Source organism: Burkholderia sp. Ac-20353, assembly GCF_017104785.1.
Taxonomy (GTDB): Bacteria; Pseudomonadota; Gammaproteobacteria; order Burkholderiales; family Burkholderiaceae; genus Burkholderia.
Genome location: NZ_JAAGPL010000312.1, coordinates 1 through 6,540 on the forward strand (window position 1 = coordinate 1; position 6,540 = coordinate 6,540).

Sequence of the window (6,540 nt, forward strand, 5' to 3'; positions counted from 1 at the left end):
CTCGGCCGGCGCGCGGCCGCGCTCGATGCGGCGCGCGCGCGAACCGCGGCGGACGGCAATGCGCCGTCACCCCAGCCGGAGCACGCGCCGGCGGCCAAACGGCATACGAAGGTCGCGCAACTGCTCGAGCGGATGTCGGTGATCGGCATGCGCTGGCTCGAAACGGGCATCGGCCAGCATGCGGTTGCCGAAGAAGACCGCCGGCTCCTCGAACAGTGCGGTTACGTCGACACGCGCTCGCGCGGCCTGTTCCTGAGCGGCCGGGTCGCGTGCGCACTGGTCGTGCCGTTCCTGTTCGCGGCATTCTTCGGCGCCGGCCTGACGGGTGGGCGCTGGCTGTTCGGCATGGCGCTGGCACTCGTCGTCGGCTTCATGCTGCCCAAGCTCTACCTGCGCCGCAAGGCCGCGGCGCGCCGGCAGTGCGTCGTCGACGAACTGCCGCTCCTCGTCGACATGCTGCGCCTGCTGCAGGGCGTCGGGCTGTCGCTCGACCAGAGCATCCAGGTCGTGACCAATGACTTCAAGGGGATGATGCCGGTCCTGTCGTCGGAGATGGGTATCGCGCAGCGCCAGTTCGCGGCCGGCCGCACCCGCGAGCAGTCGCTGCAGCGGCTGTCGGCGGGTTTCGAGAACGAGGACCTGCGCGCGATCGTGCGGCTGATGATCCAGGTCGACAAGCACGGCGGCGCGGTGCAGGAGCCGCTGAAGCAGTTCGGCGACCGGTTGCGCGAGACGCGCCGCGCGATGCTGCGCGAGCGCATCGGCCGCCTGACGGTGAAGATGACGGGCGTGATGATCGTCACATTGCTGCCCGCGCTGCTGATCGTGACGGCTGGCCCGGGCGTGATCTCGGTATTGCACGCGCTTGCCCAGGCGCGCCACTGATGCGGCGGATGGAAGGAACGAAGATGAACGGGATCGGTGGAATCGTGAAACTGGCGGGCGTGGCGGCGATGGTCGGCCTGCTCGGTGCATGTTCGGCGTTCAAGGAGAGCGGCTATGGCGTTGGCGCGCAGGCGGAGCGTGCGGCGCTGATGGATGCGGCCGGCCAGAAGCAGGCCGCGCCCGACACGCCCGGCATGTACCTCGGCCTGATCGAGCGGATGCAGGCGCAGGGGCTCTATTACGCGTCGCTCGCGCATATCGACGCGTACGAGAAGCAGTACGGCGCGTCGCCCGAATCGATCCTGTTGCGCGCCGACGCGCTGCGCATGACCGACCAGCCGGCCGCGAGCGCGGCTGTCTACACGCAATTGCTGAACACGCCGCTCGCCGCGCGCGGCTATCGCGGGCTCGGGCTGATCGCCGGCGCCGCGGGCGATTTCGAACGCGCCGCGCAGGCGCTGTCGCAGGCATCGGTGCTCGCGCCGACCGATGCGTCGATGCTGTCCGACCTGGCCTACGCGAAGCTGCGCTGCGGCGACGTGCAGGGGGCGCGCGTGCCGCTGATGAAGGCCGCCGAGCTCGACCAGAACAATCCGAAGATCATCAGCAACCTGACGCTGTACCTGCTCGCGTCCGGCCGCGCGCGCGACGCGCAGAAGCTGATGAACCAGCAGAAGCTGGCGCCGGAGGTGCGCAACGACATCCGTAGCGATGCGACGAAGATCATCGCGGCATCGCACGCATCGCGGCGCATGGCGCCCGCGCCGGTCGCGACGGTCGCGACGGCCGTCGGGTCGGGCAGCGTCGTCGATGTCGCCGGAAGCGGCGGCGCGAAGCGCACGTCGCCGGTGGCGAGCATTCAGGGATTCGATCAAACCGCGCCGCTGCTGCAGCGGTTTGCACAATGACAAGACAATCGGGGACAACAAACATGAACGACAACAACAGGAATCTCGAGCGCTCGGCACGCGTACGCCGGGGTGTCGCGCTGCTCGTGCTCGTCGGCGCGGCCGCTGCCGCGCATGCGCAGCAGCAGAGCGCGCCGAGCGCCGCGGAAGTCGGCCATTCGACCGAAGCATTGCTCGCGTTGCAGCGGGACAACCAGGCAGCGAGCCCGGCGCTGCCGATGCTCGGCGACGCCGCGTCGCTTGCGTACCAGCGCTATCTCGATTCGTTCAAGAACAAGATCCCCGATTCGATGGGCTCGCCGCTGAACGCGAACGGCGGCGGAGCGCCGGGCGGGCAGGGCGCCGCGCAATCGTCGTATTGAGGCGGTGATGCGTTCGGCTCGATCGACCGGTTCCTGCGCCCGCCCGCGCGACCGGCGGCGGATGGGCGGTCAGCGCGGCGCCGTGGCGGTTCTGGCGGCCGTGTGGGTGCTTCTGGCGGTGGTGGTGCTGGGAGCAATCGATATCGGCAATCTGTTCTTCCAGCGCCGCGACCTGCAGCGGATCGCGGACATGTCCGCGCTCGCCGCCGCGCAGCGCATGGACGACCAGTGCGCGCAACCGACCACGACCGCCACGCAGAATGCGTCGGCAAACGGATTCGATCCGAAGGCATCGGGTAACTCGATGTCGATCGTCTGCGGCCGCTGGGATGTGGCGGCGTTTCCGAATCCGCCGTACTTCGGCAGTGCGTCGAGCCAGCTCAATGCGGTTCAGGTCACGCTGTCGAAGCCGGTGCCGTTCTTTTTCCTCGGGCCGAAGCGCACCGTCACCGCGACGTCGATCGGCAAGGAAGTCAATCCGGATGCGTTCACGCTCGGGACATCGCTCGTGACGCTGCAAGGCGGCCTGGTGAACAACGTCCTTGGTGCATTGCTCGGGGCGAATCTCAACCTGAGCGCGCTGTCGTACCAGGGGCTCGCGACCACGCAGATCGCGCTGAAAGATCTCGTCGTGGCGGCCAACGTCGGGACGGTGGACCAGCTCGCGAACGTGCAGGTGACGGCGGGCGGCTTCGCGCAGTTGCTGGTCACTGCGCTGTCGAAGACGCAGGTGGCCAACGTGAACGCGGGTGTCGCGACGAGCGCGCTGCAGGCGATCGCGAAAGTCGCGGTGGGCACGACGACGGTGAACGTGCTGAGCAACGGCTCGACGCCCGGCGTGCTGGCGGTGGGGCTGGCGAACAAGCAGGCGGCCGCGGATGCGCGCGTCACGCTGCTCGATGCGCTGATGGTCGCGGCCGAGGTGGCGGCCGCGGGGCAGCCGGCCATCAACGTCAACACGGGTGTGAATCTCGGTCTCGTGAACGCGACGTTGCAGGTGCAGATCATCAAGCCGCCGGTGCTGGCCGTGGGCGAGGGCGGCATCGATCCGACCACGGGCACGTGGCGCACGCAGGCGAGCACGGCGCAAATCCGGCTGTATCTGAATGCCGATCTGGGTACGACGAACATCACGATCCTGAACCTGCTCGGACTCGGCTGGCTGAACAATTTCCTCAACAAGATCGTCAGTGCGGACGTCCATCTGCCGATCTATCTCGAAGTCGCGCCCGGCACCGCGTGGCTGGTGTCGACCAATTGCGCGCCGACCCAGGCGGCGAGCCGAGCTGTGGTCGGTGTGCAGACGGGCGTCGCCAACCTTTGCATCGGGGATACGCCGCCGAACATGAGCGCCCAGCAACCGTTCAGTTGCACCGTTCCGGCGACGATTCTGTCGGCCAGCGTGCTGGGCACGACTGCCGTCCAGGTGAAGGCAAACCTCGCATTGCCGGCATCCGTGCCGTCCAGCAGTTCGGCAACGCTGACGTTCAACGGTGTGACCGGCGATTCCGACGATTACCAGACGACGAACGCCAACGCAGTGGGTTCGGTGCTGACCAATGCGTTGTCGGGGGTTGCGAGCAGCCTCGCATCGACGAACGGGCTGGCACTGTATATCGGTGGAGCCTCGGTTCAGCTCGGCACGATGCTGGATCCGCTGATCTCGTTGCTGACGGGTGCGTTGGCCCCGTTGCTTTCCGCCCTCGACCAGATCATCGTTCCGCTGCTGAATCTGCTCGGCGCCCAGGTCGGTGTCTCGACGGTGCACAATCAGGCGCTGACCTGTGGCGTCGCGCAAACGGTAAGTAATTAGAGAAGTCAGATCAATCCGATGAGAACCACGCCCGCAATCGAAGAGCTCGACCTGTACGTCTGGGAAGGCAAGGCGGACATCGTCGACCGCGTCGCCCGCTGCATGGCGAGCTTCGACGTCGAAGTGATCCGCGCCGACAACGCGGAAATCTCGCCCGAACGTGCCGCGCTGCGTCCGTCGCTCGCGATCATCAGCGTGACGATGATCGAAAGCGGCGCAGCGTTCCTGCGCGACTGGCAAGCCAATATCGGCATGCCGGTCGTCTGGGTCGGCGCCGCGCGCGACCACGGCTCGTCACAGTATCCGCCCGAGTATTCGCACATCCTGCCGCTCGACTTCACCTGCGCGGAACTGCGCGGGATGGTCGGCAAGCTCGTCACGCAGCTGCACGCGCACGCCGCGGAGACGCTGCGCCCGTCCGAGCTCGTCGCGCATTCGGAATCGATGCAGGCGCTGCTGCATGAAGTCGATACGTTCGCCGACTGCGACACCAACGTGCTGCTGCACGGCGAAACCGGCGTCGGCAAGGAGCGCATCGCGCAACTGCTGCACGACAAGCACGCGCGCTACCGGCTCGGCGAATTCGTGCCCGTCAACTGCGGTGCGATTCCTGACGGCCTGTTCGAATCGCTGTTCTTCGGGCATGCGAAAGGATCGTTCACCGGCGCGGTGGTTGCGCATAAAGGCTATTTCGAACAGGCCGCCGGCGGCACGCTGTTCCTCGACGAAGTCGGCGACCTGCCGCTCTACCAGCAGGTCAAGCTGCTGCGCGTGCTCGAGGATGGCGCGGTGCTGCGGGTCGGTGCGACGTCGCCGATCAAGGTCGATTTCCGACTCGTCGCCGCGAGCAACAAGAAGCTGCCGCAGCTCGTGAAGGACGGCCAGTTCCGCGCCGATCTCTATTACCGGCTCGCGGTGATCGAGCTGAGCATCCCGTCGCTCGAGGAGCGCGGCGCGGTCGACAAGATCGCGCTGTTCAAGTCGTTCGTCGCGCAGGTCGTCGGCGACGAGAAGCTCGCGCAGCTCCCGGACCTGCCGTACTGGCTCGCGGACGCGGTCGCCGACAGCTATTTCCCCGGCAACGTGCGCGAATTGCGCAACCTCGCCGAACGTGTCGGCGTGACGGTCCGGCAGACGGGCGGCTGGGATGCCGCGCGGCTGCAGCGCCTGGTCGCGCATGCGCGGAGCGTCGGGCAGCCGGTGCCGGCGGAGAGCGCGGCCGAGGTCTTCGTCGACCGCAGCAAGTGGGACATGGGCGAACGCAGCCGCGTGATCGCGGCGCTCGACGCGAATGGCTGGCGCCGCCAGGACACCGCGCAGCAGCTCGGCATCAGCCGCAAGGTGCTGTGGGAAAAAATGCGCAAATACCAGATCTTCGACGAGGAGCCCGAGACCCGCGAAAGTGAATAATTAATGAGATAATGCAGCGCAAAATTACAACGAGTCGGTGCGGGAATCACATTACATGAGCCAGATTACGGGGTTGGGGCGAGCAAGCCTGTTGCTCGTCATGTTGGGAGGCATGCAGTGCGCGTACGCGCAAGGGTTGGCGGGTGATGCATCGGCGGCGGTGCAACCGGCGGCGGCACCTGTCGTCGCGATTCCGTCGATCGATCCGCAGGCACAGACGCCGATGCAGGCGGGCGACACGACCGGCCAGAGCACGGTCGACGAACTGCAGCGCCAGATCCAGGCGCATTCGCTGACGGAAATGCGCACCAGCTACAGCGGCAGCTATGGCGCGAGCCTGTTGTTCAACGTGAAGGACGGCGCGTACTACATCGCGCTGTTTCAGCAGAAGGCGTTCTGGCGCGTGATCAAGTCCTACGACGACGCGCGCGCGGAAGCGATCTACCGCGATTTCTCGCGCCAGGCCGAGCGACTGTCCGTCAACGAATTGCGCGCGGCGCGGCTGGAATCGCAGAAGGCGCAGACGGATCGCCAGATCGATGCGGCACAGGAACGCGCGCGGCGTCTGCAGGCGGACATTTCGATCGCGCGCGAACAGCAGACGGCCGTTGCGGACCGTCAGAAAACGGTGCGCAGCGAAACCACGGCGCTGCAGGCGCAGCAGGCGGAACTGCAGTCGCAATTGCGTGCATTGCAGCAGCAGGTGCGTTCGCTGCAGCGTGAGGCCGACGCCGGCTTGCCGAACGTGCACTGAGTGCGCGGCGCGGACCGGGTGGCTGCGGCGACATGCCGCGCCGGCGCCCGCGTGCGGCACAAAAAAAGGGCAAGCCCGTGGGCTTGCCCTTTTGCGTTTTTGGCGGTTATTGACGTTACTGGCCGTCCGGCACGATACGCCGGCGCCGGGTGACGATCACCGGACCGTTGCTGTTGCGCGGTTCCGACGGTGCGGAAGCGGCCGACGGGTCGCCGGCATCGCGCGGCGCGCCGTAACCTTCGCGCGGTTCGCGCGGCGCATAGCCTTCACGAGGCTCACGCGGCGCATAGCCTTCACGAGGTTCACGCGGCGTATAACCTTCACGCGGCTCGCGCGGTGCGTAGCCTTCGCGTGGCTCGCGCGAACCGTAACTGTCGCCGCGCGATTCGCGGGAGCCGCCGTGCGAGC

General features: G+C 67.1%; 6 protein-coding genes and 1 pseudogene. 6 read left to right on the forward strand and 1 reads right to left on the reverse strand.

The features are described 5' to 3' along the window. The 6 genes from G3N94_RS38800 to G3N94_RS38825 form a co-directional block, all read left to right on the forward strand. Positions 1-885, forward strand: an 885-nt coding sequence (locus G3N94_RS38800) for a type II secretion system F family protein (RefSeq protein WP_205799497.1), incomplete at its 5' end; no start/stop codon positions are given. A gap of 23 nt (positions 886-908) precedes the next feature. Continuing rightward, entirely contained in the window at positions 909-1,793 is an 885-nt protein-coding gene (locus tag G3N94_RS38805) for a pilus assembly protein (protein ID WP_205799498.1), read from the forward strand. Positions 1,794-1,816: 23 nt separating this feature from the next. Then, the gene (locus G3N94_RS38810) at positions 1,817-2,155 is read left to right on the forward strand and encodes a DUF3613 domain-containing protein (protein WP_205799499.1); all 339 of its coding nucleotides are present in this window, start codon (positions 1,817-1,819) and stop codon (positions 2,153-2,155) included. Positions 2,156-2,162: 7 nt separating this feature from the next. Further along, a complete protein-coding gene (locus G3N94_RS38815) occupies positions 2,163-3,968 on the forward strand; it encodes a TadG family pilus assembly protein (RefSeq protein ID WP_241022326.1) in 1,806 nt (601 codons plus the stop codon). 18 nt (positions 3,969-3,986) lie between these two features. Further along, positions 3,987-5,378 carry a sigma-54 dependent transcriptional regulator gene (locus tag G3N94_RS38820; RefSeq protein ID WP_205799500.1) on the forward strand — a complete coding sequence of 464 codons (1,392 nt, stop codon included), beginning with the start codon at positions 3,987-3,989 and terminating at the stop codon, positions 5,376-5,378. A 55-nt stretch (positions 5,379-5,433) separates the two neighbouring features. Beyond that, positions 5,434-6,132 (forward strand): DUF2968 domain-containing protein, encoded by a 699-nt coding sequence (locus G3N94_RS38825; protein WP_205799501.1) that lies wholly within the window; start codon positions 5,434-5,436, stop codon positions 6,130-6,132. A gap of 115 nt (positions 6,133-6,247) precedes the next feature. On the opposite strand, the pseudogene G3N94_RS38830 reads toward G3N94_RS38825, so the two are convergent. Further along, positions 6,248-6,540 (reverse strand): annotated as a pseudogene (locus tag G3N94_RS38830) (RNA chaperone Hfq); the annotation flags it as partial.